This window comes from Kordiimonas lipolytica (assembly GCF_001550065.1).
On the sequence record NZ_LRUB01000017.1, the window covers coordinates 165,683 to 189,567 of the forward strand.

The window sequence follows — 23,885 nt, forward strand, 5'->3', positions numbered from 1 at the left end:
AAAAAAGGGCGCGCAATACGTGCGAATTTTCGTCGCACAGGCTGCACGCCCTTTTAGAAATGTTTAGCCGAGGGCTTTTTCAAGCTCAGGTACGGCGTCAAACAGGTCTGCTACAAGGCCATAGTCCGCCACCTGGAAGATTGGGGCTTCTTCGTCCTTGTTGATGGCAACGATGATCTTGCTGTCCTTCATGCCGGCCAGGTGCTGGATCGCGCCGGAGATGCCAACAGCGATGTAAAGCTCTGGCGCCACGATCTTGCCGGTCTGGCCGACCTGATAGTCGTTTGGCACAAAGCCCGCATCCACAGCCGCGCGGGACGCGCCAACGGCGGCACCCAGCTTGTCTGCAACAGCGTCGATGATCTTGAAGTTCTCGCCCGAGCCCATGCCGCGACCACCGGAGATGATGATCTTCGCGGACGTCAGCTCAGGACGGTCAGACTTCGAAAGCTCAGCGCCCACGAAAGAGGATACGCCAACCTTGCCAGCTGCGGCGATGCTTTCAACAGCCGCAGAACCGCCTTCAGCGGCTGCTTTGTCGAACGCGGTGCCGCGCACGGTGATCACCTTCTTGGCGTCGGAAGACTGCACGGTCGCGATGGCGTTACCGGCATAGATCGGACGCTTGAAAGTGTCAGTGCTGACAACCTCAACGATGTCAGAAATTTGCGCAACATCCAGGCTTGCAGCCACACGTGGCAGGAAGTTCTTACCTGTGGTGGTGGCAGGCGCGAGGATCGCGTCGTAGCCATCCGCAACAGACAGCACAACTGCTGCGAGCTCTTCCGCCAGTGGGTGTTCGTAAGTCGCGTCGTCAGCAACCAGAACCTTCGATACGCCGTCGATCTTGGCGGCGGCTTCTGCGGCGGCAGCGCAACCGGAACCAGCCACAAGGGCGTGTACTTCACCAAACGCTTTGGCAGCCGTGACGGTCGCAAGCGTTGCGTCTTTTACGGACGCGTTATCATGTTCTACAACAACGAGAGCGGTCATTAGATTACTCCCTTTTCTTTAAGCTTGCCCACCAGTTCCTCAACGCTTTCAACCTTGATGCCGGCTTCGCGCTTCGGTGGCTCTTCAACCTTCAGCGTGGACAGGCGCGGTGCCATGTCGACACCGAAGTCGGCTGGGGTTTTCTCGTCGATCGGCTTGCGCTTCGCTTTCATGATGTTTGGCAGCGTTGCGTAGCGTGGCTCGTTGAGGCGCAGGTCAGTGGTGATGACAGCCGGAAGGTTCAGCTTCACGGTTTCCAGACCGCCGTCGATCTCGCGCGTTACATTCACGCTGTCGCCGTCTGCAGCAACTTCAGAAGCGAACGTGCCTTGCGGCCAGCCAAGAAGCTGTGCCAGCATCTGGCCTGTCTGGTTGCAGTCGTCATCAATGGCTTGCTTGCCCAGAAGAACGATCGATGGATTTTCTTCTTCCACGATGCCCTTCAGGATCTTGGCAACCGCGAGAGGCTCGCTTTCGCCGTCATGCTCCACCAGGATGCCGCGGTCGGCGCCCATAGCGAGACCGGTGCGCAGCGTTTCCTGTGCAGCCTTAGGGCCGATGGAAACAACAACAATCTCTTCTGCCTTGCCCGCTTCCTTCAGCCGGATCGCTTCTTCGACAGCGATCTCGTCAAAAGGGTTCATGGACATTTTAACGTTTGCGAGCTCAACGCCCGTATTGTCGGATTTAACGCGAACCTTCACGTTATAATCGACGACCCGTTTTACGGGGACCATGATCTTCATGGGGTTCTTTCTCCCAATTTTTGTGCAGGGCAACAAAGCCCCTGAGAACCTTGGTTGACTAGGCCGGGGCAATCAGGCCCCAACCCTTGAAAATATTAGGGGTACACAGCGTTAAACCAGATAAAAACCCGAGTCAATGCGGTGCAGCATTTTGCGCTGCGCCGTAGCGTCAATCCGGGCTATCGTGTTGCGCCAGGCACCCACAAAACGTCCGAAGCACCATCCTTGTTGAGGTGCCTTGAAAGGACAAATAGGTGGTCGGACAGCCGATTCAAATATTTTATCGCCGCCGGGTTGATCGAAACCTCGCGCGATGCAGTGATGGCATGCCGCTCAGCGCGCCTGATCACGGTCCGTGCCAGATGCAGATGGGCGCTGGCCGCAGACCCGCCGGGCAGGATAAAGTTGGTGAGCGGCTGCATGTTCGCGTTCATGCTGTCGATCTCTTCTTCCAGCCGCGTCACCTGCGCGTCCGTGATGCGGAGCGTCATCTCACCCGGCGTGAAATCCTCGCCTGGGGTTGAAAGGTCCGCGCCCAGGTCAAACAGTTCATTCTGGATGCGCGCCAGCATCTCGTCCGCCGCCCCTTCGGTCGTGAGCCGCGCGAGCCCAATCACCGAATTGGCTTCGTCCACTGTGCCGTAGGCCTCAATGCGGGCGTTGTCCTTTGCCACGCGTTCACCGCCGGTGAGCGATGTCTCACCCTTGTCGCCGCCGCGTGTGTAGATTTTGGTCAGCTTCACCATGCCTGGGGCCCTAAATCGTAAAGGCAAACAGGGCGAAGAACACAATGGCCAGTGCCTGTGCGCCTACGCGGGCCTGCATCAGCTTATTGCCGTATTTTTTGTTGAAATCACCGCCCTTCGCCATGGAGCCAAAGCCGGCGAACAGGATGAAAAGGGTGATCAGCATGAACAGCATGCCGAGAACGAGGAAAATAAACATATGCGCTGTCTCTCTTTTGCGTTTCGCACACTATAAAGCAGTACGGATGCAGGGCAACATCAGACCGGTAGGTGCGGCAAAAAGGACGCAACAATATCTATTTCGAAAATCGCGTTATTGTTGTTACATTGTTATCATAAATAGCAACGGGAGGCTGGTTTGAGATTGAAATGGATAGTGTTGGTAGTGGGGAGTTTGCTCTGGTCTACGGCTGCAATTGGGCAGACTACTGTGACAAAAGTAAACGGCGGGAGTGTTAAAGTTGAATTGGGATATGGTATCGCGGTCAATAAGGGGTCTTCACTTAATCGAGAGTGGATCGCGATAAATGATGCAGACCTGCCCCTTAAAATTAAAGGAACCCCGGGAGTTCAGGCTATTTATGATGCTGGAAAAAAGTATTCGAATGGAAGTTTCAAGTTTGTCGCAGCATACACGGTTTCTGCTGATGAGGAGTTGACTGCAGTAGAGGTTCGTTTTTTGACCTTTGATGTTTGGGGTGATCATATTCGAACTCTGACTGCAACGGATGTTATTGACTTGAAAGCCGGAGAGACCAAGAGCTTAGACGGCGAGTGGCGTGTGTATTCTGATAACGACATTATTGAATACTACGCTTCAATTGCGTACGTGGCTCAAGTAAGAACAAAGGATGGGCGCGTCTTAAAGGCTAACGCGAATGCAGTTCTCGAAGAGGCTAAGAAGTTCTCGGCGAAATTTGCCATGACTGATTTGGAGCCTATCGCGGAAAAATAGAATGTATCAGTGCTTCCGGGTCGATATCTCTCGCGCGCAAGCTTTCGAGCGTGACGGATTTGTTCCGCTTGGCGAAGCGTTCGCCGTGCTCGTCCAATAGCAGCCCGTGGTGGTGATATATGGGTGTCGGATAGCCGAGCAACTTCTGCAACACCACATGGATGTGCGTGGCGTGGAAAAGGTCCTCGCCGCGGATGATATGGGTGATGTGTTGCAGCGTGTCGTCCACCACAACAGACAGATGATAGCTTGTCGGCGTGTCCTTGCGCGCCAGCACCACGTCGCCGAGCTCTTCGGGTTTCGCCGTTACCTCGCCCTTGATCTCATCGTGCCACGAGAGCGGCTCGCCGATATGCTCAAGCGCGGCCTTCAGGTCCAGCCGCCAGGCGTGCGGTTTGCCCTCAGCCAGAAGTGGAACTGCGTCTGCCCGCCCCCGGCAGATGCCGGGGTAGATAGGCCCGTCCGGGCCGTGTGGCGCGCTCTCGGCGGCCTCGATTTCACGCTGGATATCTTTCCGCGTGCAGAAGCAGGGGTAGACAACTCCCATGGCCTTCAGCCGGTCCAGCGCCGTCTGGTAATCCGAGAAATGCTCGCTCTGGCGCCTGACAGGTTCTTCCCATGTCAGGCCAAGCCATTTGAGGTCTTCAAAGATACCGTCGACAAATTCGTTTCGGCACCGAACTGTATCAATATCTTCAATGCGCAAGAGGAAGCGCCCACCCTCTTCGCGCGCGCGGTGGTAGGCCAGAAGCGCAGAGTAGGCATGCCCCTTGTGCAGCCGTCCGGTGGGGCTGGGGGCAAAGCGTGTCACGAGTTGTTGCGGATCAGTGCTCATGGCCGCACTTTAGAAAGAAGTGCTGGACAAGGAAACGGCAAAATGACCGTCCGTGGATGTCTATGATGAAACCAAACAGGCGGCCTTGTTGATGGCTGCTGCCAGTTCTTTCTGGTTGATGGGCTTGCCAACGCAGTCGTTCATGCTGGCCTCAAAATAGGCTGCTTTGTTGTCCTCCATCACGTCGGCGGTGAGCGCGATGATGGGGATGGACGCTGCGGCATGTGGCAGGGCGCGAATTTTCCTGGTTGCTTCGGGGCCTGACATTTCGGGCATCCTGACATCCATCAGGATCAGGTCAAAGTCATTTTCCTCTGAAACCAGCCGCAATGCTTCCTTGCCGCTTTCGGCAATTGTCACCTTGTGCCCCATCTTTTTGAGGGTGTTCTGGACAATCATCTGATTGATCTGATTGTCTTCCGCAACAAGGATGGACAACGCCTGTTTTTCCGCTGCCGGGGATAGGGCTGGTTCGGCCTCTTTTGGCAGGTCATCGGCGCTGGCAGGCTCATAGGGCACAGAAAACCAGAAGGCGCTGCCCAATCCCGGCGTGCTTTTGACTGTAATTTCGCCGCCCATACGTTCCACCAGTTTCTTGCATATGGCCAGCCCAAGGCCGGTGCCATGATATTTACGGCTGGTGGAAGCGTCGGCTTGCTCAAATTCCTGGAACAGGCGCCCCAGAAGTTCCCCATCCATGCCGATCCCGGTGTCGATCACTTCAAACTCAAGCCGTTTTTTTGCGGCATTGTGACCGCATACCAGCGTGACCGAGCCACGATCGGAAAATTTTACAGCGTTGCCCATCAGGTTCACCAGCACCTGCCTCAGGCGCGTCGGGTCTGCCTTAACGGCCTCAGGAAAATCCCTGGCAATTTTCGCGGTGATTTGCAGTGTGTCTTTTTTCTCCATCGGGCAGGTTTGATAAAACATCTGCACGACTTCATTTGCCATAATCGCCGGGTTGAAGGGGATCTGCTCAATCTCGAACTTGCCTGCGTCCAGCTTAGAAATGTCGAGAATATCATTGAGAATACGCAGCAGCGCCTGGGCGGCTGATTTGATCTTGTCGACCTTTGCCCGGCTTTCATCAGGCAGCTTGTCTTCCTGCAGCATGTCAGAAAAACCCAGAATTCCTGTCATGGGCGTTCGGATTTCGTGGCTCATGGTTGCCAGGAACGCGCCTTTCGCCTTGTTGGCCAGAACGGCCTGCTGCTCTGCGTGGCGGCGCTCAGCCATCTCCCGTGACAGGCGGTATAGCGCAGCGCCGAACAAAAGTGCTGTGACCAGGGTGGTGATCATGACAGGTGTCAGGGCCTTGATGCGCGCTGCCCAGATGGCTTCAGCCGGGATTTGCGCCACAAGCTTAAGCGCAATATTGTTCGTAACAGTCAGGTGGCTCTCGGTTACGCCGATGGTATCCCACGTCCAGTGGCCTGCGGCAGTTTCCGCGTGTCCTTGGGGTGTGGTGTTTATCTTTTGCCAGGCTAAGGGGTTGCGCGTGCCCAGTGTTTCCGTTTTCCCCAGCATGAAGCCCCATTCATCGGCCGGGTTTGGCGATTTCAGCCAGAATCCATCGGCATTCAGCAGCATGATGTTTTCATTGTCTGAAAAGCTGATGATCTTGTCGAGCATGGGCTTGGCCGAGATGTTCAGCACCACGATGCCGTGCGGTATGCCGCTGTTGTCAAACAGCCGAAGCGCCATTCGGACAACCGGATTGAAGGGTTGCTGGACTACGCCGTTCTCCACGTTCAGGTCAAGCGGGGAAACATAAAGCTCAGAGGGCCCAAGCTGGAGGCCCTGTCGCACATAGGGGCGACTGCTTTTGTCCTGCAGGTCATCTGTTTCCAGCCTACGGACATCGGCGGGGGCGGGTTGATCAATCCTGACAACCTCAACCCCGTCTTCGCCAATCCAGCGGACCTGGGCATAATTGGGGTTGCGCATCAAAAGTGTGGTGAAGGCATTGGCCACTTCATCAAGAGCCGGGTCAGCCTGGCTGACTGCCTGCCGCATTCTTGGTTCAAGGACTGCCACGCTATAGAGGTGGCTGGCAGGAAGCCTCAGGCTTGAATGGAGCGACTGGCTGGCAAGGCGGACAGAGAGCGTCTCGCGGGCAATGAACTGTTCATTCAAGCGTGTGTAGGCCATCTGCCCGGCGTAAAAGCCGAACGCGGCGATCACCGCGAGGCCGAGCAGTAGCCACAGAGTAAAGCGTTTGCCTGATATGTTTTTTGTCACCATCGTATCCAAATAGGGGAACCGGTGCTCAGAACGCCTAAGCAACAGTGCCTTATTTCCTACGCCTGTTCCAGTTGCTTTGGATGAAATTATCAGTTGAATACTTTCAAGGCCGTTAATTTACCCGAGTGAATTTCAACATGGGTGAGAAACCCTGGATGGTTTACTGCAGGCCATGCTTTGGCTTTTGGCCGCTTGCCCACGTCAAAACCCGCGGGTAAGATCGCGCCAAGGGGGCAGGGATGACACTACCGCGCATTGAAGCAAAAGAAATACCCATATATAGGCCGCGCGCGTTGAAAGCGTTGGCGCGCCGCATCGCGCGCACCATTACCCGCTATCCTTATTTCACGGTCGTATCGGGTTTTGATACAGTGGCCAACGAGGAGGAGATCAAGGCGCTCGCCAGCATGCTTGGTACGCTTGGTTGCAGCGCAAAACAGACGCAGCCGCCGCTTTCCTTCACCCGCGTCGCTGTGAACCCTGAGGCTGTCCGGCGCACCAGAAAAGCAACGGCCTACAGCCGGACCCACCTGCCCATCAGCCCCCACACAGACAGCAGTTATCTGCCTGAACCCCATGACCTGGTGGCCTTCCAGTGCGTGGTGGCGGACACGGGCGGCGGTGAAAATGCCATGGTGGCGGTGACTGACGTGCTTACCTGCCTTGCTCCCGCAGACATCAAGCGCCTTCGCCAGCCGGTGTTCCCATTCTCAAGGGGATATTTCCCTGTGCTTGAAGGGGAGGGAGCTGAGACCACGATCCGCTATTACCGCACGCAGGTTGACCAGGCGGTTCTGGACGGCGCGAGCCTGAGCGAGGATGACCGCGCGCTTCTGGACCGGCTGGATGACGTGCTGGCGCATAAGGCACAGGCCTTCACCTTCAAGCTGGAGGAAGGCGAGGCTGTGTTTTTCGCCAACCAAAAGGTGCTGCATGCCCGCACCGGGTTTACAGCAGACAGCAATCGAACGCTTTTCCGGGTGCGTCACACCGTTGACTTGAAGCACGCAGCAGCAGGCGGCCTCAAGAGCTGGCTTTCCGGGTTGCGTGCCAAGCCAGACACTGCGCCTGTGCGGCGGGACCCTGTTCATGACCTTAGGGATCAGGTCGCTGAAAGCCCGGATGATCCGCTTCTGGTGCGGCGGCTTTCCACAATACTGGCCTCGCGCGGTGCTTTTTCAGAAGCCGCTGTGTGGAACCAAAAGGCGCTGGCGCTGGCGCCCACGGCGTATGACAATCTTGTCCTCAAGTCCTGCTTGCGCTGGGAAGAGGGGGACCGCGAGGGTGCGCAGGAAGCCCTACGCCAACTGGCGGAGCATCACCCCTATGAATTCCCGCGCCGCGCTGATCCGGCAGGCCCCAACATTCTTCGGGTGCGGGGCATGAAGAATGTGAAATATCAGCTGCGCACCAAGGCGCGCGGATTTGAACCCTCGCTTGAAGGCGGGCATTTCTCGGTTACCAATTTCCTCCGTGACCGGCGCTATAATGTGTGGCTGCATAATATCTATGATACGCCGGCTGAGTGGCCGGGCGACAGGCCAGCCCCTGACCTGGTGCTGAACACCATTGCCTGCGCCGACAGAATGACCGACAGCCTGAAGGCCCTGTCAAAGTTCCTGGCGGCATGGCCGGGCGTGCCGGTTATCAACCACCCTGACAAGGTGCTGCAGACCACCCGGGAACAGAACTGTCGCCGGTTGGGGGCTATCGACGGTGTGGTGTTCCCGAAAACAGAGCGTGTGCATTGGGACGGCGGCGACACCGGCAGCATGGTGTGTGCGATCACTGAGAAGGGCTTTAGCTATCCGCTGGTGCTGAGGCCGGTTGAGACCCATACCGGGGTTGAAGTGGCTCTGGCGGCGGACACTGAGGCGGTGCAGGACTATTTCAATGCCGCGCGTGCAGGCCGGGATTATTACTTCATCCAGTATCATGACCTGTCGGACGAGAGAGGGTTTTTCCGCAAAAGCCGGACCTTCTGTATCGACGGGCAGTTCCACCCGGTGGCGAGCCTCGTGCACAACGACTGGAATGTCCATTCGGGCGACCGCTACAGCGTGATGGTGGACAGCGAAGAACTTCAGGCCAGTGAACAAGCCTATCTGAAGGATTTTGAAGGCTGGCTGGGGCCGGATAACATGGCGCGGCTTGAAGAGGTGCGCAAGCTCATCGGCCTGGACTTTTTCGGCATCGACTTCTGCAAGCTGGATGACGGACGCCTGTTCATTTTTGAATGCAACGCGGCCATGCGCCACAACTATGACCACGCCGGTGCCTTCCCCTATACCGAACCCTATCTGGACCGGGTATCGGACGCCTTTGACGCCATGCTCACCGCCCGAACGGGGCCGGTGGCGCACGAATGGATGAAGCTGAGCCAGCGCGCCGCGCGTTTCTAGGGCAAATGTTCGACCCGGGGTTGATATGCTGTGCGGGCACAACATAATGCTTTGTCATCCGCGTGTAACACTGTATCTTGTATATATGACCTGTCGGAGTTGAAGCCCTTATGTTGCGGGGCGGTGCCGATGGTGGGCGTCGGTACCCTTTCCGGCTTGTCGGGGGGATATAGACTATGGGTGTTAACTTTACGCCCCACTTGCCTTCGCCGGACAGTTGTCCGGCCCTTGTGCTGAACGCCGATTATCGGCCGCTCAGCTATTTTCCGTTAAGTTTGTGGAACTGGCAAACGGCCCTTAAGGCCGTTTTTTTGGATCGGGTGTCGATCCTGTCGAATTACGAGCGTGAGGTGCACTCACCCTCAATGACCATGCCGCTACCAAGCGTGATCGCGCTGAAGAAATATATCAGACAGCCGAAATATCCTGCTTTTACGCGGTTCAACCTGTTCCTGCGCGATGAATTCACCTGCCAATATTGTGGCTCAACGGAAGACCTGACGTTCGATCATGTCATCCCCAGAAGCCAGGGTGGCAGAACCAGCTGGACCAACATTACGGCAGCGTGCGCGCCGTGCAACCTCAGGAAGGGGGGTAGAACACCGGAAGAAGCGCACATGTTCCCAAGGCGCAAACCCACGAGGCCCTCGGCACACGAGCTTCACGAACACGGTCGCCAGTTCCCGCCAAACTATCTGCATGAAAGTTGGCGGGATTTTCTTTACTGGGACGCGGAACTGGAGCGCTAGGCGAAGCGGGTTTGTTCGTCATGCTGAACTCGTTTGGCGCACCGCCAGCATTGCAAACAGCATCCAAGCTATGTCTGCGGCAGCGACCTTGAGTGATTTGGGCGACAAATAGACCCTGAAACAAGTTCAGGGTGACGGCCTTGCGTGTGATGTCAGACCCGCTTGGAGATCCAGATGGCTGCGCGGCAGCCGGCCTTGATGGCGGCGGAAAGAACCGGGTAACCCACGGCTTCTTCAGCGCCATGTTCTTCGGCGATCTTTTTGTGTTCGACCTCTTCGGCCTGGAACTTCTCAATCACCTCTTCAAGCTCGGCGTCCTTGCCCTTAAGCGCATCGCGCTGGTGCTGGTAATGGTCGTCGATCACTTCTTCGACCGCCTGGGTGCAGGCCATGGCGGCCTTTTCGCCCATCAGCGCGGTGGTGGCGCCAAGCGCGAAGCCTGCCACATGCCAGAAGGGAGTCATCAGCGTGGGGCGCACGCCGCGTTCGGTGATCATCTTGTTGAAGCGGTCCAGGTGAACCTCTTCCTGCTCATACATGTGTTTGAGTAAGCCCGCTTTCGGGTGTTTGTCACCCATCACGGCGCGTTGGCCCGCATAAATCCGCACCGCGCCATATTCGCCCGCATGGTCCACGCGGATCATGCGCTCGGTCTCTTCCTTCAGGCTGCGATCACCCGGCAGCGGGCGCGCAGGCGCTTGTTTTTCAAGCGTTGGCTTCGGAAGTGTCTCTTTTGCGGTTTTGCTCATATCCAGTCCTTCAGGCCGACCTTGCCTTGTTCACGCAAAACAGCGTCATGCCGGTTGCGATCAGGAAATTATAGCCTGCCATGGATATGCCGAAAAGGGACCATGCTATATCGTCGCAGCGAATAAGTGGCGCGTCCATGATGGCCTTCAGCGCGTCATCAATGCTGTCGGTGACATTCACATAGCTTGAGCAGGTCGCAAGGCCTTCCCACCAGCGCTGCTCGACCCCGAAGTGGAAGGCGGCGATGCCTGCGTCTGTCGCGAACAGAAGCGCCAGCAGAACCAGCACCCATTTGCGTGGCAGGCTTTTCATGCCGGTAGCCAACAGGCTGACGGCCATGATGGCCATATAGGGATAGCGCTGCCACCAGCAGAGCTCGCACGGCGGATAGCCCGCAAGCTGGAAGCCGAAGGCGGACCCAAGCACAAGCGTGGCCATAATGCCTGCAAACAATACCGGTTCGCGGTCAGGGAAGGATGTGAGTGTCTCGCTCATGCGGATGGTCCTACAAATATTTCAGCGCAACAAAGCCCAGAATGCCTACCACCATGAAGGCCGTGGTGACAAGCCCGAGGCGCTTTTCAATAAAGTCGCGGATTGGGTCCCCGAACTTCCACAGAAGCGCGGCCACAAGGTAAAAGCGCGCGCCTCGCGCCGGAATGGACGCGCCAATGAACACAAGCGGGTTCAGGCCCACAACGCCGCTTGCTATGGTGACCACCTTGAAAGGAATGGGCGTGAAGCCCGCCACCAGCACAATCAGGATGCCATAATCGGTGTAATAACCGCGGAAGGCTTCAAACTGCGGCCCGTAGCCGTAAAACTCGATGATCGGTCGGCCGATGGTTTCAAACAGGAACATGCCGATCAGATAGCCCGCAACGCCCCCCAGCACGCTGGTGATCAGCGTAATGGTGGCCAGCCGCCAGGCCTTCAGCCGGTCGGCCAAGATCATGGGGATCAGCATGATATCGATGGGGATCGGGAAAAAGCTGGATTCCGCGAAGCTGATCGCGCCCAGCCATTTTTCGGACGCCGGGCTCTGGGCCTTTTCGATCGTCCAGTCGTACAGTTTCCTGATCACGGTGGTTATGTCCCCTCTGAATGCTGGTCCAGCAGCAAACCTCAAACTTCCTTAGCAATGGGGCAAGCTCAAGGCAACTGAATGCGCGTGTGCGGCTGAATAATTTATAAGGGGCCCAAAGGGCGGCCATTGTGCGCTTGACGGGAAAAGAAACGCGTATATTATGCGCGGGCTTTCTACCGCAGATTCTATGCGCAGTGCCCCTGTGGCGGAACTGGTAGACGCGCGGGATTCAAAATCCCGTTCCTTCGGGAGTGTCGGTTCGATTCCGACCGGGGGCACCAAAACAAACGGCGACCATCTGGTCGCCTTTTTGTTTTGTACCTTCCTTGAGGAATAACCGTGTTCGTTCACGAAGCGAATGGAATGAGCGGAGTAGACGTGAGCATGGCAAAGCCTGCGCAACGTCATTCCGACCGGGGGCACCATATCTTCCAGTTGCAATATATCGTGAGCTATCGCGGGCCTTCTTGCACGGCTTGGGCCTATTCAAGCCTCTAGCGCGTCAGCCGCCTCAAATAACCCCATATAATACTGAACTATTTGCCACGATAGCTATCGCAATTTGTGCAGAAATGGCTACAATCACGGGGGATTGGCGGTCATAACTTGAGGGTGGGGGCTTTTATGCTTGGTTTCTTCGCGGATTTTGAAACGCTAAAGACGATCCCTAATATCCCGGCTTCCAGCCGCACGTTCCAGTTGCCCGTTTATGCTCAGGTGGGGGATGACCTGTTCCTCTCATACTATACCGACGAGCAGGCCCCGGGATGGGAAGATGCCCTGGCGCTGGACCCGGCGGGGGCCATGTCCCACATGGCTTATGCCGTGCTCCGCTTTCATGATGTACTGTATTTTTCCTGCGAGACCTACGAAGACGATACCATTCGCGAACACCGGCTGGCGGAGTTCGGGTTGAAGCCTTTCAGCCAATATGTGGTGGAGCATTCGGCGCTGGTCGAGCGCCTGTTCGATCGTCAAGAGAAAAGCACGATCAAGCAGCAGCGGTACCCGCGGGAGGCGAGGCATTTCATTTTTACCATGCATGGCCATGTGTTCGAGCTGGTCGCCGCTGGGTTTGAGTTGGCGCGTGGGCGTGGGTCGCTCGTGGATGCCATCGCGCCCATGGTGACACGCCGGATGAACGGCCACGCTGCCGCGCAGCAGCCCTGAAGTACCCCTTTTTCCGCGGCGCTATTCCGCCGCGGCTTCGGGCGCTGGGGGCGGGCAGAAGCGCTGGCCCTTGTCGAATATGATCTTCCACTCGCCGTCGGCGTTTTTGCGCCAGGTGCTGTGGAAGTAGGCCACAACCGTGCCGTCGGGCGCCATTACCGGGCCAGTGGAGCGGGCGAGCGTACCGCTTTCAAGCACCAGCACGGTCTCAGGCTTCCATGAGAAAGGCGCGGCCTCGCCCTCATAATAGGCTTTCCAGCGTGCCATCACGGCTTCCTTGCCGCGGTCCGGCACATTCGGGCCCCAGAAGACCGTCTCTTCATCCAGGAAGCTGGCGAAGGCTTCGAAGTCGCGGTCGGCCATGGTTTTGGCGAAAGCCGCCTCCACCGCCGCCACTTCTTGTTCGAGCGCCGTGGCCTCATAGCCTGTCAGCAAGTCTGCCGCACTGAGTGCTGGTGCGCCCATGGCCATGGCTGCTGCCAGCACCAAGGATTTGAATTGAATATGGGTCATGCTGTTTCCTCCCCAGCTTATGTCTGGCTACCAGTTTACCGCTAAGCTGGAAGGATTGTCTATTATACGTCCGTTCAGGGCAGGGCCGATTACTCCGGCTTCCTGAGTACCATGAAAAGCGCCTTCTTCGGCCCCGGTTGCCACTTGTAGGCCACGCTGAAGCCAGCGTCCGTGAACTCTTTTTCAAGCTCCGCCGCCGAGAAGAACTTCACAACACTTGGGGCAAAACGCACAAGGCGCATCAGCGGCAGCAGGAACCGCACCCAGCCAAGCCCATCCTTGAGACAGGCGGTGCTGGTAACCATCAGCCCACCGGGCTTCAGCATATCATAGCAGCGCTGGATGACGGCCTGCCGGTTTTCCAGCAGGTGCAGGATGGAATGCGCCATCACCATGTCCTGGCTTTCGTTCGGCACATCCAGATCATCAATGGCGGCAACCTCGAATGACACATTCGTCACGCCTTCCGCTTCCGCCTTGGTGCGCGCAATAGCGATCATCTCTTCGGAGATGTCAGTGGCGCGAATGTGCTTTACATGGGGCGCATGCAGAAGCGCCGTGCTGCCGGTGCCGCAGCCGATCTCAAACACCTCCATGTCAGGCGTGAAGTAACTGCGCGTGACCTCAAGCTTGCGCTCATAAGACGGCATGTCGCCGATTTTGGCTTTGGCATAGCGCGCGGCTACGCGGTTCCAGAATTTGGCATCCTGATGCATGAATGTTCCCCATCGCTGCTGTCGTTTACGGCTTTGGTGCCGATTTCTGTAAATGTGGGGTGTTTGATGCCTGGTGTAAAGGGCTGTTGCGGGGCAGACGCCCCGCGCCGGTTGGTTGACCTCTGCATAGGCGGATCAATCGTTCAGTTTGACGATATCCTCGATCATCACACTGGCTTCGCCAAGGAGGGTGTTGATGGTTTTGGGGTCATCAAAGATACGGTAGACATTGACCGACAGCATATGATCGTTGACCAGGGTTATCCCGATCACGGCACCAACCGGCATCCGGCCATTTTCTGTCGCGACCTGTAGCTGAAGGCCTGCATAGACACCAGCATCGGTTTTCGCCAACAGTGACGGTACGCCGGTGCCGGAAATTTCAATAGGCGCCATGTTGTCCGTGCCCAGAACGCTCTCGCCGGCCTGGTTTACATTTTTGCTGATCTCGGCAACATCCACCTTCACGCCCTTGTCGAATTCCACGGCCAGGGCCTCGACCAGCTGTTTTCGCGTTATACCCTTGATCGGCTGGGCTTTGGTGCCGCCCTGTAGCGGTGACAACAGGATGACCCAGCGGCTTAGATTCAGAGAAACCCCCTCACGCAGCTGAGCAAGCTCATCGCAAAGCAGGTAAGCCCCCGCCACTTCGTTGCTGCCGGCGTTGGCCCTTACCTGAATATCTAGCCAGGCCTTGTCGAAAGGCTGTGCTTTGTCGATGGCGCAGAAGTCATCGTCCGCACGAACCGTCACGCTTGTTTCACCGAAGCTGACCTGATTGTCACCAGCATGGGTGGCGATGGAAAGGGCGATGGCAAGGCTGAAGGCTGTGGCCAGACGAATAAGTTTCATGGTTTCCCCCGAAAAAAAAGATTGAAGGACAGGCTAAGTCATCGGTGTATCAGAGGCAACAGCTTTGGATACAGTGCGGCTTCAAGGTTGATCTTTCATTCATGTTGCAAACTACCGTATTGTTGCCCTGCAAAATTGGGAGGCTGGTATGATCAAGGGAAGTTGCCACTGTGGTGCTGTAAGGTTCGAATTTCCAGGTTCGCCGGAATGGCTGACGGAATGTAATTGTTCCCTCTGTCGACGTCTGGGCGCGCGCTGGGCCTATGCCGATGAAGCGAATGTGACGCTTCATATGGCTTCAGGCGCAACGGAGAGCTATATCCAGGGCGACAGGACGCTGGCGACACACCGCTGCAGGACATGTGGCTGTGTGACCCACTGGGAAGCCCTTGATAAGTCGGAAAGCAGCCGCATGGGCGTGAATATGCGTCTGGCGGACCCCGCGGATGTGGCCGGCATCCGCGTGCGGCATCTGGACGGCGCGGATAGCTGGCAATATCTGGATTAGGGCACCTGGCGGGCCTGCGCGGCCTGCTCAGATATAATCGAAATCGTCTTCCCCATGGTGCGCTTGCGGTGCCTCGGGGTGGATGGGCACGGTCAGGATGACGGTCGTTCCCTTGCCTTTTTCAGACTCGATCTGCATGCCCCCCTTCATCAACAGCATGAAATGTTCCACCAGCGGCAGGCCAAGGCCCGTGCCTTCGCCCTCGGCCTGAACATACATCTGTTTGCTGACCTGGGCAAAAGGCTGCATGGCCAGCTCGATTTCCTGTTTGGTCATGCCGATGCCGGTGTCCGTTACTTTCAGTTCGAACTGGTCTCCCAGTTCTGTGGCCTCGATGGATATATGGCCCTCGGCGGGCGTGAACTTCACTGCGTTCGACACCAGGTTGATGATTACCTGCTTGAGGATGCGCGGGTCCGTAGTGATCTCCAGCGCGGGCACTTTCAGGTGCAACTGCTGTTTCTTGCGGTCCATCAGTGGCTGGCTGAATGCCACGGCTTCTTGAACAATCTGGTCCAGATAGGCGTCATTGAATTGAAGCTCGAACCGGCCGGCTTCCAACTTCGACAGGTCAAGAATATCGTTGATAATATCCAGCAGGTGCTTGCCGCTTTCGCAGATATACCCCAGATATTCGTCAGTTTGCTCCGGCGTGACGGCCATGTCCTTCTGCAGCATTTCTGAGAAGCCGATCACGGCATTCAGCGGCGTGCGCAGTTCGTGGCTCATGGACGCAAGGAAGCGTGACTTGGCGATGCTGGCGGCTTCGGCCTCCTCTTTCGCCTGCGTCAGTTCCATGGTGCGTTCCACCACCATTTGCTCCAGCCGCTCTTTCTGCTCTTCCTGCAGCTTATAATGCAGCCTCAGTTCGTGGATCATGTCCGCGAAGGCGCTTTGCAGTATCCGCAGTTCATCATGGCTGTGGCGTTCGCTGTTGGCCAGCAGGTCGCGGGTGACTTCGTCGTCCAGTTCTTTCTGCAGGCCACCAAATCGGGCCCGCCGGGCCAGGCTCGTGACGGTCTGCAGGGGTTTCAGCCAACGCTTCAGAAGCCATGCGGCGACAATGAGCCCAAGGAGCGCAAGCCCACCCGCATAGAGGCTCGCCTGCTGGATCAGGGCGTTGATGTTGCCGCGCACCCGTTCGGTGGTGACGCCCAGATGCACGATGCCGATCAGCTCCTGCTTTGGCGAGGATGTTGTGGCTGGTGGCTCCGTATCATTGTCCTGCAGTAATTCTTCTTCGAACAGGTCGTCACTGTCGCTTGTCAGCAGATCGCGCCAGATGGGGGCACCAATGTGCATGCCCGCGCCCAGCGTATCCGTATCTTCATCGCTGCTTTCGGAATGCTGCAGCACGATAGGGCCCCGCGACCGTTTCACGCCCGAGGCGACATTGGCGTCTACGGCCTCTGATACTGCCCCGGCGGGCAGGGTGGCGATCACCTGTCCTTCCGGGTCCAGAATGCTGATGTAATTGATGTCCGGGTCCTCAAGGTATGGGCCTAATGTCTGCTCCAGAAGCAGCCGGTCGCGCACCAGAACCCCAAGCTTGACGTTCTTTGCGATGCCAGTTGCCGTGGCTTGGCCGCGGCGCGCCAGGTCGTCTGTGAAAACCTGCGATGATGTCACAACGAAAGCGGCGGCCAAAAGCCCACCAACGGAGACGACTAGCAGCACAAGGAAACCTGTTGCCCTTTGTGTCAGGCTCAGGTTGTCGGCCAGCCAGCGACCCGGCGCCCATGTCCGTCTTTGGGCTTTCATCGCATCACCATTTTCACCCCTGCGGGCGCACCGCCGGTAACATCCGGTGTCTGGCGCAGGGTTTCCTGGTTGACGAGCAATTGAAAGAGGGTTGGATCATCCGAAAGGTCAGGCGGTGTTCCGGTTTCCAGATAGTGTTCAATGGCCTTGCCCAGTTTTTCGCCCAGGCGCTTTGGGTCAATGGTCAGGGCCGCCAGCATGCCGCGGTCCACCAGCCTGTCGCTGTCCACCAATGTGGGGACCTGGTTTTCAAGCGTAAGCTGAAGGATATATTCCACCGTGTCGGCGTTGATCGCCACGCGGTCCTTGATGAAGACGATTGCGTCCATCTCCTGAATCGCGGTGCGCAGGCCCACCGGCACATCATAAGGGCGCTGGACATAATAGAATTTTATCTGCAGCCCCAGTTCCTGCGCGGCCAAGACCGTTGGCTCGCGAATATCGTCCAGCCTGTGCCGGGTGGCCAGGAAGCCGACGCGCTCGATATTGGGGGCCAAGGCCTTGAGCGCTTGCAGCTTCAACTTGGGTGAAGGAGGGACCACCAAGCTTACAACGCCTTTGCTGTATCGGGTGTCATCCATCTCAGACCGGCCCAGGCTGTAGAAGATCGGCACATCCTGAAGTTCGCGGGAAATCATGCGTGTGGCCGGTTTGCCCAGGGTGATCACCAGATCGAGTGCATTATTCTGTCTAAGCTGTGCCAGCTCATAGGAAATCTGGCGGCCGACCCGGACGCTGCCTTTCATATCCATATATTTGACAGGGCGGCAGGGCAGGCAGTGCTCATTAAGCGCTTCTGCAACCGTGATGCTGCGCTCGTGTTTCAGGGTATCGACAATATAAACTTCAGCGGCCTGAACGGTGGCAGGCGCATGCAACCAGCCCAGAAGCATCCATGCACTTCTGCATCCAATAAGCCGCCACAGCGGGCGAAAGAACCCGTCAAATTTCCTGTTTTCCGCCGTCATATGCGATCGGATTGTCCCTTTCCCGACAAAAGGGTTAGCGGCCCCAAGCGAGGCTTGCTTACCTTTTGTAATCATATCAGCCAATAGGTTAGTAGGCCGTTAAGGACAATTTTATCCTTTTTGGCTGATTTCCACCATATGTGACTTGCTTCCCCTCAACTGGGGCCTATTGTTTTGGTGAAGCTGGAAGGACGTCCTATGAACAAGCTGCGCCTGATTGCCCTGTTGTTTGTTGCCTGGTCGGTGATGCCAACCGAAGCGGCGGATATGCCGACTGCCGCCCCCGAAGATGTGGGCCTTTCGGCCACGGTGCTGGATGACATGACCCGTCATTTTGACGCTTATGTGCGGGAGGGAAAGCTGACCGGCCTTACGACGCTTGTGGCGCGCCACGGCAAGGTGGTGCACTTCAAGGCCTATGGCGACCGGAAGCTTGCAAGCGACGTGGCGCTTGGAAAAAATGACATCTTTCGGATCTATTCCATGACCAAGCCAGTCACGGGTGTGGCCCTGATGATGCTGTATGAAGAAGGCCGCTTCAGCCTTGATGATCCGGTTGGCGCCTATCTGCCGGAGTTTGCAGGCGCGCGGGTTTTCAAGTCGGAGCGTGAAGATGGCACAGTTGAAACCGTTCCGGCGAAGCGTGAGATCACCATCCGGGACCTGATGCGCCACACAGCCGGGCTGACATACGGTCTTTTCGCCGATACGCCGGTGGACAAGCTATACCAGAAGAATGGCGTTCTTGAATCTGGCCTGTCGGCCAAAGAATGGATTTCGCGTCTTGCGCGCCAGCCGCTTCTTTACCAGCCGGGGGACAAGTGGGTTTACAGCTTCGCTGTGGATGTGCAGGGCCGCCTTATCGAGGTGCTCTCCGGTCAGCCGCTGGACCAGTATTTTGAAGAACGCATTTTCGCGCCGCTGGGCATGAAAGACACAGGTTTCTATATTACCGACAGGCAGGCGGAACGGCTTGTGGATATGGTAAAACCCGACAAGGACAAGGGGCTTACGGTCATTGTCGATCCCTATTTCCCGGACTATACCAAAAAACCCTCCAGCTTTTCAGGCGGTGGTGGGCTGGTGTCCACCACAGTGGACTATTGGCGCTTCGCCCAGATGCTGGCGAACGGCGGCGAGCTTGACGGCGTGCGGATACTGAAGGGTGAGACCATTCGCCTGATGGCGACGGACCAACTGCCAGCGCCCGCGGCTGCGTCCTGGGGCGGTGATCGCGGGCTCGGATTCGGGCTGGATTTTGCGGTAGTGAAAAACGTCCAGAAATATGGCGGCTACGGCAGCGAAGGCCTTTATTATTGGAGCGGCATGGCCAATACCAATTTCTGGGTTGACCCCAAGGAAGACCTGGTAGTGGTGATGATGACCAACCTGCAGCCATATGGTGCCCTTCCGCTCAAGGAAGACCTGCACAAATATGTCTATGAAGCCCTTGGGCAGACGGGCGGCGCAAACGCCGCCCAGGCGCGTTAGTCTTTAGCAGCATTGATAATAAAGAAAAGCGGCGGGGCAAAAGCCCCGCCGCGCGCCTGTCGATCGCTCACAACTGAAGACCCCCATCTACTCAGGGCGAACGACAATGGCGACTTTACCCGCTGGCATACCTGCCTTGACGGCTTCGTCATGGATGCGGATGAACCGGCCCATGGCGGCGTCTTTGTGGGTTTCCACCAACACGGGCGCGTTTGGCCGCGCGGTGTGGGCTTCCTTCACGATTGCCTCAATCGACCAGTGGTCAATCATGCGGCCTGCGTGAAAAATGCGGCTTTGGGCATCGACGGAGAAGCCGATCGGCTCGGTGGGCGACTTCGGACCCGATAGCGGCTTCTGGAAGTTGGGCTCAATGCCGTTTTCCCGGACAAAGCTCGCCGTCACGATGAAGAAGATCAGCATGATGAAGACGATATCCAGCATCGGCGTCATATTCGGCTGGGCTTTGGCCTGTGTCTTCGCCTGTGTGCGAATAGGTGTGCGCATAGCCTGCCTCCTTACCCGTTTTCGGCCATTTCAAAGACCATGCGGAACTGGACACCCGGTGTGGCGCGGGCTTGCCCGTCTACAACGGTGGGCTTGTATTTATATTTCTTGATGGCGGCGAGCGCGGAGCGATCAAACCACCCCTTCGGATTTGCATCCACCACAACGGCGTCTTCTACATCGCCTGACTCGGAAACCGTGAATTCCAGAATCACCCAGCCTTCAACGCCTTGTTCCAGCGCACGGCGTGGATATACCGGCTGCACGCGTACTAGCGGCAAGCGTTCGCCGTCAGACAAGCCCAGCGCCAGCTTGGTTTTGCCGGGAGTAACGATCTGGGGCTTTGGCGCCCGTCCGACCGTGACATTGATACCTTCGAGCGAGGCAGAGCGATCCACTGTTATTTCCGGTTGAGGCTCGACTTCTGGCGGCGGTGTTACCCGGTCGATTTCCCGGGCCTTGAGCTCGGTGATCTTTTCGATTGTGAAATCGCGGAATTGCTTTCTGGGGGTCTCCTGAAAGTCGAGATCATTGGAGGCAACAAGCCCCTGCATCAGATAGAAGAGCCCGAAAGTGGCGGCCATAGCGCCGCCGGCAATGGGAACAAATTTGGATTGGTTGGTAGCTGCAAACATAACGCCCTCCATCAATGTTATGATGTAACATTAACAGACTTTTGGGCACCTGAAAAGTTATAATATAACTTTATTGAACAGAGGCCCCAAGGCGACGCATTTTGGCGAACCAGCGCTGTTTTTTGGTGTCCGTCGCACGGTCGACCATGCCGAAATAGCTGGTGCGGATCGGCCCACAACCGGAAAAGGCCAGCACATTGCGCGCGAAGAATTTAACCCCGTGGGAGAGATAGAAGAGGCGGTAGGCGAAAGCGGGCATGCCCATGGTGACCACCAGGCGTACCGAGCGGCCTTTCAACAGGCTGCGCCATGCCGTCAGCTCATCTCCCTCAGGCAGAAGGGTAGGGCGGAAGATCTGCTCGAAGAAACCTTTCAGAAGGGCCGGCAGGCTGCCAAGCCATAGCGGGAAAACGATCACAAGATGGTCTGCCGCCAGAAGGGTGGCCTGCACATCCAGAAGGCCGGCTGGTGTGGCCCCGCTGTTCCAGTCGTCGGGTGAGCGCAGCATGGGGAAATCCAGATCCGTGACCGCGACGGTCGTGACCTCATGTCCGGCGTCCCCGGCACCTGCTTCGTATGCGCTTGCGAGCGCATGACACAGGTGGTTTTTGGCGCTGTCAGGATGGCCCTGCAGGATGACGATTTTCTTCTTTGTGTCCATGATACCGGTCTCCGTGTTGGAAACTGGCAGTATAGTTCCAGGGCCAGACGATGTCCTTGATGCCGGTCAACCGGGGCGCAGGTGTTCATAGTGGGGCCAAAGAAAAACGGCGCCCCGTATGGGACGCCGTTTCTCGATTTTTCTGTGAAGGCCGTTAGCCGTTCAGCATTTCTTCGCGCGCTTCCTCAGCTTTGAGATAGCTCTCCCACTGAGTAACCATGCGCTTGTCTCTGCGGTCGGTTGCCATGCGCTTCGCGGTCTTGAAGGCCTCACGGGCTTCCTTGAACCGCTTCAGCTCGGTAAAGGCCTGACCCCGCTGCATGGTCGCAGACAGTGTCTTTTCCTTGGCCTTTTCCGACTTGTCCTTTTCGAACGCTTTTATAACGCTCGCGAAGGAATCAAGGGCATCCTTATAGTGACCAAGCTGCATCTGCACCTGACCGATCTGGAACCAGAGATCACCGTCTTCATCGCCAGCTGCAGCCTTGGAGAGAGGCTCGAGCGCCTTCTCATACTCATAGGCCATCATATAGCACTGACCGAGGATCTTCTCGTTCTTCGGGGATTTCTCGACACGGTTTTCCTTGAAAGCCTTTTCGAGAATCCAGGCACATTTGATTGGTGCACTACGCGCCAATTGGATTTGGGCAACATTCACAAGCTGTGTCTCGTTATCGTCGAGGAAGCCTTGCTTGTAAGCTGCTTCCGTCAGCGAGTAGGAGGTCTGCTCGTCACCCAGTTCCTGATAGATACCTGCCAGCTGGGTCCAATAGCGAGGCTTTGGCCAGTTGATCAGCAGGATCTCCAGCACGTCACGGACTTTTTCGTATTGGCCGAGTTCCCAGTGAGAGGAAAGAGCAATGCTGTACCAGCTTTCTTTCACTTCCACAGTTTCAAGGGAATTGCCAATTTCGATGGCCTGATAGATATACTTCAGACACTCTTCGAACTCGTTCCGTACATAGTGCAGGTTGGCGATGAACTGCAGGTTGCTGACGCTGATCAGCGTCGGGTCAACACGGTTCTGCCAACGCTGGATATATTCCAGCGCCTTGTCGAAATCTTCCTCACTATAATAGAGTTGCCCCAGATTATAGATGATGCCGATTTCAAGAGCTTCCGGAATGGAATCTGCGAACTGCAAGATTTTTTCGTAGGCACTGATAGTGCCGCGAACGTCATCCTGCTCGTAGAAAACCTGTGCCTTCAACTGCCAAGCGACGGCGCGCTCGTAGTCGTTGGCCTTGCGCGCAAGCGCATCGTCCAGGATTTCCATACCTTCCGCATAGTTTTTGGCGTCGATGGCTTCCTGAGCCTTCTGCAGCTTCTTGTGGAAGTCTGCAGTCAGCGCCTGAACCTTGCGGGTGCTCTGTTTCTTGTTTGATTCCGCCCGTTGGGCGAAAGCAGTTTGCTCACCAAAGATTGGCGTACCTTCCGGCATTGGCAGGGCAGCGAGTACCGCTGCCGCAGCCACAGCCATTGGAAGAGATTTGATGGTCTTGATCATGCTCATGACTTTTCTCCTCCCCTAGTCTGCCAGATCGAAGCTGAACCGGTATTTAACGCCGGTCACCTTCTGCGGTTGGCCATTGACGACTTTCGGCTTGTATTTGAACTTCTGCGCAGCTTTCGTTGCGGCACGCTCAAAGTAGCCTTTCGGGTCGGCCTCGATGATGATGATGCTGTCAGCCGGTACAGTACCGTCTTCGTTCACCGTCAGTTCCACAATCACATATCCTTCGATGCCGCGCTCCTGAGCCCGACGTGGATATTGTGGTTGCACGCGTACGAGCGGCAGATAGTCACCATCCTGGCTTGGGCCGAGGTCGATGGAACCCAGATCTACGCCAGCGCCACTGTTGGCACGGCCGATCGCCAGGTTCATCTTGTTCGGACCCTGAACGTCCACTTGCGGAGCTTCGATCTCCGGCGGTGGCGCCTCCACTTCTGGTGGCTTCTCTACTTTACGCTCCATGCGTTGTGGCGGTTGCTCCTCGATGTCTTCAACGACATCGACAAAGCGTACGCGGGTCTGTTCTTCAAGATTCACTTCCTGACCGAAATCAACAAGCGCCTGCATGACATAGAACAGACCGAAGGTAACGCCAGAAGCGGCTATAAGAGCTGTTACAAATCTTGCAATCATGAACTCTGCTCCGCTGCTATGGCAATTGTTGGGACGCCAGCATCGCGCACGGCGTCATAGACTTTCATTACCAAACCGGCCTTCGCACTTTCGTCTGCCTGGATAGCCACAGTCCCTTTCGGGTTTTCACTGTGCAGCTTCTCAACCGCCGTCCGCAGAGCATCAAGCTCTACCTCTTCACGGTTGATCCAGATTTCGTCCGTTGGCGTGACAGCGATCAGGATACTAACCTGTTTCCTGGGAATCGCTGTTTCGGCCTCGGGTTTCGTCACCTGGACCCCGGCTTCCTTTACGAAGACCGCAGTAACGATGAAGAAGATCAGCATGATAAACACGATGTCGAGCATCGGCGTCATGTTGATATCCGCTTCTTCTTCCTGTTTTTGTGCGTGGTCTCGCATTGTTTTCTCCACTATGCCCCCGAAGGGACTGCCCTTGAGGCAGGGGCGA

The 23,885-nt window shown here is 56.7% G+C and carries 26 protein-coding genes and 1 tRNA gene; 7 read left to right on the forward strand and 20 right to left on the reverse strand.

Annotated elements, in window-relative coordinates; all coding sequences use genetic code 11:
• Window positions 1–63: 63 nt before the first annotated feature.
• From KORM41_RS08835 to KORM41_RS08850, 4 genes are all read right to left on the reverse strand, one after another.
• A complete protein-coding gene (locus KORM41_RS08835) occupies window positions 64–993 on the reverse strand; it encodes an electron transfer flavoprotein subunit alpha/FixB family protein (RefSeq protein WP_068143533.1) in 930 nt (309 codons plus the stop codon).
• Window positions 993–1,739 carry an electron transfer flavoprotein subunit beta/FixA family protein gene (locus KORM41_RS08840; RefSeq protein WP_068143535.1) on the reverse strand — a complete coding sequence of 249 codons (747 nt, stop codon included), beginning with the start codon at window positions 1,737–1,739 and terminating at the stop codon, window positions 993–995. Before KORM41_RS08840 ends, KORM41_RS08835 begins: the two co-directional genes overlap by 1 nt.
• A 179-nt stretch (window positions 1,740–1,918) precedes the next feature.
• The gene (locus KORM41_RS08845) at window positions 1,919–2,485 is read right to left on the reverse strand and encodes a cob(I)yrinic acid a,c-diamide adenosyltransferase (protein ID WP_068143537.1); all 567 of its coding nucleotides are present in this window, start codon (window positions 2,483–2,485) and stop codon (window positions 1,919–1,921) included.
• A gap of 10 nt (window positions 2,486–2,495) precedes the next feature.
• Complete coding sequence (locus KORM41_RS08850) at window positions 2,496–2,684, reverse strand: twin transmembrane helix small protein (RefSeq protein WP_068143539.1); 189 nt, start codon at window positions 2,682–2,684, stop codon at window positions 2,496–2,498.
• 231 nt (window positions 2,685–2,915) lie between these two features.
• Here KORM41_RS08850 and KORM41_RS08855 point away from each other — a divergent pair, with 231 nt between their 5' ends.
• On the forward strand, window positions 2,916–3,440 hold the full coding sequence (locus KORM41_RS08855; protein WP_156431845.1) for a hypothetical protein: 525 nt from the start codon (window positions 2,916–2,918) through the stop codon (window positions 3,438–3,440).
• On the opposite strand, the gene gluQRS is transcribed toward KORM41_RS08855, so the two are convergent.
• Together gluQRS and KORM41_RS08865 are read right to left on the reverse strand one after the other, a co-directional pair.
• Window positions 3,424–4,275 carry a tRNA glutamyl-Q(34) synthetase GluQRS gene (gluQRS, locus tag KORM41_RS08860; protein ID WP_068143543.1) on the reverse strand — a complete coding sequence of 284 codons (852 nt, stop codon included), beginning with the start codon at window positions 4,273–4,275 and terminating at the stop codon, window positions 3,424–3,426. The genes KORM41_RS08855 and gluQRS overlap by 17 nt on opposite strands.
• A 60-nt stretch (window positions 4,276–4,335) precedes the next feature.
• Window positions 4,336–6,519, reverse strand: a complete 2,184-nt coding sequence (locus KORM41_RS08865) for a hybrid sensor histidine kinase/response regulator (protein WP_197420913.1) — start codon at window positions 6,517–6,519, stop codon at window positions 4,336–4,338.
• A gap of 242 nt (window positions 6,520–6,761) precedes the next feature.
• On the opposite strand from KORM41_RS08865, the gene KORM41_RS08870 reads away from it, so the two are divergent.
• Window positions 6,762–8,924, forward strand: coding sequence for a TauD/TfdA family dioxygenase (locus tag KORM41_RS08870; protein WP_068143547.1), 2,163 nt, complete (start codon window positions 6,762–6,764; stop codon window positions 8,922–8,924).
• Between the two features lie 176 nt (window positions 8,925–9,100).
• Entirely contained in the window at window positions 9,101–9,673 is a 573-nt protein-coding gene (locus tag KORM41_RS08875) for an HNH endonuclease (protein WP_068143550.1), read from the forward strand.
• Window positions 9,674–9,825: 152 nt separating this feature from the next.
• Here the strand turns inward: KORM41_RS08875 and KORM41_RS08880 are convergent, their stop codons facing one another.
• The 3 genes from KORM41_RS08880 to KORM41_RS08890 are packed head-to-tail and all read right to left on the reverse strand — an operon-like array spanning window position 9,826 to window position 11,507.
• Entirely contained in the window at window positions 9,826–10,422 is a 597-nt protein-coding gene (locus tag KORM41_RS08880; protein WP_068143552.1) for a demethoxyubiquinone hydroxylase family protein, read from the reverse strand.
• A gap of 10 nt (window positions 10,423–10,432) precedes the next feature.
• On the reverse strand, window positions 10,433–10,918 hold the full coding sequence (locus KORM41_RS08885; protein ID WP_068143554.1) for a disulfide bond formation protein B: 486 nt from the start codon (window positions 10,916–10,918) through the stop codon (window positions 10,433–10,435).
• A 10-nt stretch (window positions 10,919–10,928) separates the two neighbouring features.
• The gene (locus tag KORM41_RS08890) at window positions 10,929–11,507 is read right to left on the reverse strand and encodes a YqaA family protein (protein ID WP_068143556.1); all 579 of its coding nucleotides are present in this window, start codon (window positions 11,505–11,507) and stop codon (window positions 10,929–10,931) included.
• A 199-nt stretch (window positions 11,508–11,706) separates the two neighbouring features.
• Between KORM41_RS08890 and KORM41_RS08895 the strand changes: the two genes are divergently transcribed.
• Both KORM41_RS08895 and KORM41_RS08900 read left to right on the forward strand, forming a co-directional pair.
• Window positions 11,707–11,791, forward strand: a tRNA-Leu gene (locus KORM41_RS08895).
• 343 nt (window positions 11,792–12,134) lie between these two features.
• Window positions 12,135–12,680 (forward strand): hypothetical protein, encoded by a 546-nt coding sequence (locus KORM41_RS08900; RefSeq protein ID WP_068143558.1) that lies wholly within the window; start codon window positions 12,135–12,137, stop codon window positions 12,678–12,680.
• Between the two features lie 21 nt (window positions 12,681–12,701).
• Here KORM41_RS08900 and KORM41_RS08905 read toward each other — a convergent pair whose 3' ends face one another.
• The 3 genes from KORM41_RS08905 to KORM41_RS08915 form a co-directional block, all read right to left on the reverse strand.
• On the reverse strand, window positions 12,702–13,193 hold the full coding sequence (locus KORM41_RS08905) for a YybH family protein (protein ID WP_068143559.1): 492 nt from the start codon (window positions 13,191–13,193) through the stop codon (window positions 12,702–12,704).
• Between the two features lie 89 nt (window positions 13,194–13,282).
• On the reverse strand, window positions 13,283–13,909 hold the full coding sequence (locus KORM41_RS08910; RefSeq protein ID WP_068143560.1) for a class I SAM-dependent methyltransferase: 627 nt from the start codon (window positions 13,907–13,909) through the stop codon (window positions 13,283–13,285).
• A 135-nt stretch (window positions 13,910–14,044) separates the two neighbouring features.
• Window positions 14,045–14,761 (reverse strand): hypothetical protein, encoded by a 717-nt coding sequence (locus KORM41_RS08915; protein ID WP_068143562.1) that lies wholly within the window; start codon window positions 14,759–14,761, stop codon window positions 14,045–14,047.
• Window positions 14,762–14,909: 148 nt separating this feature from the next.
• Here KORM41_RS08915 and KORM41_RS08920 point away from each other — a divergent pair, with 148 nt between their 5' ends.
• Window positions 14,910–15,269 (forward strand): GFA family protein, encoded by a 360-nt coding sequence (locus KORM41_RS08920; protein ID WP_068143564.1) that lies wholly within the window; start codon window positions 14,910–14,912, stop codon window positions 15,267–15,269.
• 27 nt (window positions 15,270–15,296) lie between these two features.
• Here the strand turns inward: KORM41_RS08920 and KORM41_RS08925 are convergent, their stop codons facing one another.
• Entirely contained in the window at window positions 15,297–17,030 is a 1,734-nt protein-coding gene (locus KORM41_RS08925; RefSeq protein ID WP_068143566.1) for a sensor histidine kinase, read from the reverse strand.
• Complete coding sequence (locus KORM41_RS08930) at window positions 17,027–17,998, reverse strand: ABC transporter substrate-binding protein (RefSeq protein ID WP_068143568.1); 972 nt, start codon at window positions 17,996–17,998, stop codon at window positions 17,027–17,029. Before KORM41_RS08930 ends, KORM41_RS08925 begins: the two co-directional genes overlap by 4 nt.
• Before the next feature lie 198 nt (window positions 17,999–18,196).
• Between KORM41_RS08930 and KORM41_RS08935 the strand changes: the two genes are divergently transcribed.
• The gene (locus tag KORM41_RS08935) at window positions 18,197–19,489 is read left to right on the forward strand and encodes a serine hydrolase domain-containing protein (protein ID WP_068143571.1); all 1,293 of its coding nucleotides are present in this window, start codon (window positions 18,197–18,199) and stop codon (window positions 19,487–19,489) included.
• A gap of 87 nt (window positions 19,490–19,576) precedes the next feature.
• Here the strand turns inward: KORM41_RS08935 and KORM41_RS08940 are convergent, their stop codons facing one another.
• The 6 genes from KORM41_RS08940 to KORM41_RS08965 form a co-directional block, all read right to left on the reverse strand.
• A complete protein-coding gene (locus KORM41_RS08940) occupies window positions 19,577–19,993 on the reverse strand; it encodes an ExbD/TolR family protein (protein WP_068143573.1) in 417 nt (138 codons plus the stop codon).
• Between the two features lie 11 nt (window positions 19,994–20,004).
• Window positions 20,005–20,628: an energy transducer TonB gene (locus KORM41_RS08945; RefSeq protein ID WP_068143575.1), complete on the reverse strand. Its 624-nt coding sequence runs from the start codon at window positions 20,626–20,628 to the stop codon at window positions 20,005–20,007.
• Between the two features lie 70 nt (window positions 20,629–20,698).
• Window positions 20,699–21,289, reverse strand: a complete 591-nt coding sequence (locus KORM41_RS08950) for an NAD(P)H-dependent oxidoreductase (RefSeq protein ID WP_068143578.1) — start codon at window positions 21,287–21,289, stop codon at window positions 20,699–20,701.
• A 154-nt stretch (window positions 21,290–21,443) separates the two neighbouring features.
• Window positions 21,444–22,802: a tetratricopeptide repeat protein gene (locus KORM41_RS08955; protein WP_068143580.1), complete on the reverse strand. Its 1,359-nt coding sequence runs from the start codon at window positions 22,800–22,802 to the stop codon at window positions 21,444–21,446.
• Window positions 22,803–22,817: 15 nt separating this feature from the next.
• The gene (locus KORM41_RS08960) at window positions 22,818–23,435 is read right to left on the reverse strand and encodes an energy transducer TonB (protein WP_068143582.1); all 618 of its coding nucleotides are present in this window, start codon (window positions 23,433–23,435) and stop codon (window positions 22,818–22,820) included.
• Window positions 23,432–23,836, reverse strand: a complete 405-nt coding sequence (locus tag KORM41_RS08965; protein WP_068143585.1) for an ExbD/TolR family protein — start codon at window positions 23,834–23,836, stop codon at window positions 23,432–23,434. The genes KORM41_RS08960 and KORM41_RS08965 overlap by 4 nt, the downstream gene beginning before the upstream one ends.
• Window positions 23,837–23,885 lie beyond the last annotated feature (49 nt).

Excerpts from the sequence above, each read along its gene's own strand:
- KORM41_RS08950 (WP_068143578.1), bottom strand. The coding sequence starts at position 21,289 with ATGGACACAAAGAAGAAAATCGTCATCCTGCAGGGCCATCCTGACAGC.
- KORM41_RS08910 (WP_068143560.1), bottom strand. The coding sequence starts at position 13,909 with ATGCATCAGGATGCCAAATTCTGGAACCGCGTAGCCGCGCGCTATGCC.
- KORM41_RS08920 (WP_068143564.1), top strand. The coding sequence starts at position 14,910 with ATGATCAAGGGAAGTTGCCACTGTGGTGCTGTAAGGTTCGAATTTCCA.
- KORM41_RS08930 (WP_068143568.1), bottom strand. The coding sequence starts at position 17,998 with ATGACGGCGGAAAACAGGAAATTTGACGGGTTCTTTCGCCCGCTGTGG.
- KORM41_RS08870 (WP_068143547.1), top strand. The coding sequence starts at position 6,762 with ATGACACTACCGCGCATTGAAGCAAAAGAAATACCCATATATAGGCCG.
- KORM41_RS08900 (WP_068143558.1), top strand. The coding sequence starts at position 12,135 with ATGCTTGGTTTCTTCGCGGATTTTGAAACGCTAAAGACGATCCCTAAT.
- KORM41_RS08935 (WP_068143571.1), top strand. The coding sequence starts at position 18,197 with ATGAACAAGCTGCGCCTGATTGCCCTGTTGTTTGTTGCCTGGTCGGTG.
- gluQRS (WP_068143543.1), bottom strand. The coding sequence starts at position 4,275 with ATGAGCACTGATCCGCAACAACTCGTGACACGCTTTGCCCCCAGCCCC.
- KORM41_RS08925 (WP_068143566.1), bottom strand. The coding sequence starts at position 17,030 with ATGAAAGCCCAAAGACGGACATGGGCGCCGGGTCGCTGGCTGGCCGAC.
- KORM41_RS08835 (WP_068143533.1), bottom strand. The coding sequence starts at position 993 with ATGACCGCTCTCGTTGTTGTAGAACATGATAACGCGTCCGTAAAAGAC.
- KORM41_RS08880 (WP_068143552.1), bottom strand. The coding sequence starts at position 10,422 with ATGAGCAAAACCGCAAAAGAGACACTTCCGAAGCCAACGCTTGAAAAA.
- KORM41_RS08940 (WP_068143573.1), bottom strand. The coding sequence starts at position 19,993 with ATGCGCACACCTATTCGCACACAGGCGAAGACACAGGCCAAAGCCCAG.
- KORM41_RS08915 (WP_068143562.1), bottom strand. The coding sequence starts at position 14,761 with ATGAAACTTATTCGTCTGGCCACAGCCTTCAGCCTTGCCATCGCCCTT.
- KORM41_RS08960 (WP_068143582.1), bottom strand. The coding sequence starts at position 23,435 with ATGATTGCAAGATTTGTAACAGCTCTTATAGCCGCTTCTGGCGTTACC.
- KORM41_RS08875 (WP_068143550.1), top strand. The coding sequence starts at position 9,101 with ATGGGTGTTAACTTTACGCCCCACTTGCCTTCGCCGGACAGTTGTCCG.
- KORM41_RS08955 (WP_068143580.1), bottom strand. The coding sequence starts at position 22,802 with ATGAGCATGATCAAGACCATCAAATCTCTTCCAATGGCTGTGGCTGCG.
- KORM41_RS08905 (WP_068143559.1), bottom strand. The coding sequence starts at position 13,193 with ATGACCCATATTCAATTCAAATCCTTGGTGCTGGCAGCAGCCATGGCC.
- KORM41_RS08840 (WP_068143535.1), bottom strand. The coding sequence starts at position 1,739 with ATGAAGATCATGGTCCCCGTAAAACGGGTCGTCGATTATAACGTGAAG.
- KORM41_RS08850 (WP_068143539.1), bottom strand. The coding sequence starts at position 2,684 with ATGTTTATTTTCCTCGTTCTCGGCATGCTGTTCATGCTGATCACCCTT.
- KORM41_RS08845 (WP_068143537.1), bottom strand. The coding sequence starts at position 2,485 with ATGGTGAAGCTGACCAAAATCTACACACGCGGCGGCGACAAGGGTGAG.
- KORM41_RS08965 (WP_068143585.1), bottom strand. The coding sequence starts at position 23,836 with ATGCGAGACCACGCACAAAAACAGGAAGAAGAAGCGGATATCAACATG.
- KORM41_RS08885 (WP_068143554.1), bottom strand. The coding sequence starts at position 10,918 with ATGAGCGAGACACTCACATCCTTCCCTGACCGCGAACCGGTATTGTTT.
- KORM41_RS08945 (WP_068143575.1), bottom strand. The coding sequence starts at position 20,628 with ATGTTTGCAGCTACCAACCAATCCAAATTTGTTCCCATTGCCGGCGGC.